Here is a 2,791-nt window from a genome sequence, read left to right as displayed (position 1 = left end):
GCAGTTATTTACTAGAACCTTGTACTGTTTTTAGTTAGCTGTTGTTTAATCAAATAGTTTATAAATCTATTTTTGAAATAACATTCAAATCCTTTTTCATTATTTTTACTTAAATATTCGTGAATTAGTGGCTAACTCAAAAAAATCAGCATTAAAAGAAAACGATGGTATTCCTAATCCGGAAATTACCAGCGACAATGCTATTTCAAAAATTAAAGAAAGTCGAAAACAAAAAAAATCTACTAACGACTTAGTAAAGGCCATTCTAAACGGAAACATTACTGCATTAAGTCAAGCCATTACCTTAGTAGAAAGTAAAAACGCTAAACATTTAGAACAAGCAAATGCAGTAATAAAAGCTTGTTTACCTCATGCTAACAAATCGGTTCGCATAGGAATAACAGGAGTTCCAGGTGTTGGTAAAAGCACGTTTATAGAAGCTTTTGGTAGCTATCTCACTAGTATAGGTAAAACCGTTGCTGTCTTGGCTGTAGATCCAAGTAGCTCGCTTACAAAAGGCAGTATTCTTGGAGACAAAACCAGAATGGAAGATTTAGTAAAAGATAAAAATGCTTTTATAAGGCCAAGTCCTTCGGGAACATCGCTTGGAGGTGTTGCAAGAAAAACACGCGAATCTATTATTTTATGTGAAGCTGCAGGATTTAATACTATTATTATTGAAACCGTTGGTGTTGGGCAAAGTGAAACTGCTGTGCACAGTATGGTAGATTTCTTTTTACTATTAAAACTCGCTGGAGCTGGAGACGAACTTCAAGGTATAAAACGTGGAATTATTGAAATGGCAGATGCTATTGCTATTAATAAAGCAGATGGTGACAATGCTAAACGCGCTAAGTTAGCAAAGGTAGAATTTAATCGTGCGTTACATATGTATCCTATTAAAGCTTCAAAATGGCAACCTAAAGTTGTAACGTGTAGTGCTATTAAAAATGATGGTATTGAAGGTATTTATACTATGATTACTAATTACCTAAAACTAACTACAGAAAACGATTACTTCTACTCTAAACGAAACGAGCAAAACAAGTTTTGGCTTATTCAGACTATAGAAGAGCAACTTAAAAGTGATTTCTTTAGTAATACTGAAATAAAAAAAGAGCTTCAAATACAACTGAAGCATATCGAAAATAATGAGACTACGCCTTTTGTGGCTGCTGAGTATTTGCTGGGATTAAAGCAAAATAAAAATTGAAAAAGGCAGAAAACAAAAAACCAAACTGGACTATCTGTTTGGATTGCAAAGGACAGGGTAAAAAAAGCCGAAAGCTTAGTAATAAAGCTCGAAACCAATACCAAGTAGCTTTAGATCAATTTGAAAACGAAAACAATAAAGGTATTCCTCCTAGTCGTCCAAAACGAAAATTCCATTCTTGTTTAAACTGCTCTGGCTCTGGATTAATTGCATCTAAAAATCATCCAAAACCAGATACAGAAAACTATCCACATGTTGCTATTATTGGTGGTGGTATTGGCGGAACAGCCTTAGCTGTAGCCTGCTTACATCGTGGCATTCCTTTTACACTTTACGAGCGTGACAGTAATTTTGAAGCACGATCTCAAGGCTATGGACTCACACTTCAACAAGCAAGTAAAGCCTTAAAAGGATTTGGTATTCTCTCTTTAAATGATGGTATTGTTTCAACTAAGCATGTTGTACATACTACAGATGGAAATATTATTGGTGAATGGGGAATGCGAAAATGGATGCCATCTGATGCTGAAAAAACTAGTAAAAACACTAATATACATATCGCTCGTCAGTCTTTACGCTTAGCATTACTTAAGCAACTTGGAGACTCTAACATTGTAAAATGGAATCATCAATTAATTGATTTTAAAGAAAATGAAAATGATGTAGCTATAAGTTTTCAAGTAAATGGAAAGACTAAAAATACAAAAGCAGATGTATTAGTTGGAGCCGATGGTATTAGAAGTACTGTTAGAAAATTACTAATTGGAGAAGCCGCAACACCTTTACGTTATTTAGATTGCATTGTCATTTTAGGAATTTGTTCTTTAAAAAAGATTCAAGACACTATTGCTACTACTTTGTTAGATTCTGCAACCGTATTTCAAACTGCAAATGGCAACGAACGTATTTATATGATGCCTTACGATTCTAACGCAATTATGTGGCAATTAAGTTTCCCAATGAAAGAAGAGGATGCAAAAAACTTAAGTAATCAAGGTGTAAAAGCACTTAAAGAAGAAGCTTGTAAAAGAACGCAGTGGCACGAACCTATTCCTCAAATTTTGGCTGCTACTTTAGAAACTCAAATTTCTGGTTATCCTGTTTATGATCGTGAATTACTTAAACCAAAATGGTTAGAAAAAGGAGAAAAAACAACTTTAATTGGTGATGCAGCACATCCTATGAGTCCATTTAAAGGACAAGGAGCCAATCAAGCACTACTAGATGCACTTGCATTAGCTCGTGGAATCTCAAAAGGCTGCAGACCACAATCACAATGGGAAGAAATAGGAATACGAAAAACTGTACTCACTGAGTTTGAAGCAGCAATGTTAAAACGTAGTGCTAAAAAAGTAAAAGATTCTGCTAAGGCTGCAGCCCTTTTACATTCTAAAAATGTATTAGTTAAAGGTGATGCGCCTCGAGGACGAGATTTATAGAAAAGTAAGATTAGTAAAGACTGTTAAATGTCTATTTTTAGTAGCCTAACAATACTTGACTTTGTCATTTTTTTAGGCTAACTTCGTTTAACGTCTGATATAAAACATTAAGAACGATTTCATATCTGGTAACACGTTG

General features: G+C 34.3%; 2 protein-coding genes. Both read left to right on the top strand.

The features are described 5' to 3' along the window. The first annotated feature begins 127 nt into the window (after positions 1–127). Positions 128–1,213, top strand: coding sequence for a methylmalonyl Co-A mutase-associated GTPase MeaB (gene meaB / locus Q0C58_RS04390; protein WP_290698020.1), 1,086 nt, complete (start codon positions 128–130; stop codon positions 1,211–1,213). Next, positions 1,210–2,652 carry an NAD(P)/FAD-dependent oxidoreductase gene (locus Q0C58_RS04385; protein WP_290698018.1) on the top strand — a complete coding sequence of 481 codons (1,443 nt, stop codon included), beginning with the start codon at positions 1,210–1,212 and terminating at the stop codon, positions 2,650–2,652. Before meaB ends, Q0C58_RS04385 begins: the two co-directional genes overlap by 4 nt. Positions 2,653–2,791: the final 139 nt, after the last annotated feature.

It is taken from the genome of Lacinutrix sp., from assembly GCF_023299985.1.
Lineage (GTDB): Bacteria > Bacteroidota > Bacteroidia > Flavobacteriales > Flavobacteriaceae > Lacinutrix.
This window is presented reverse-complemented; position numbering and strand designations above follow the sequence as displayed.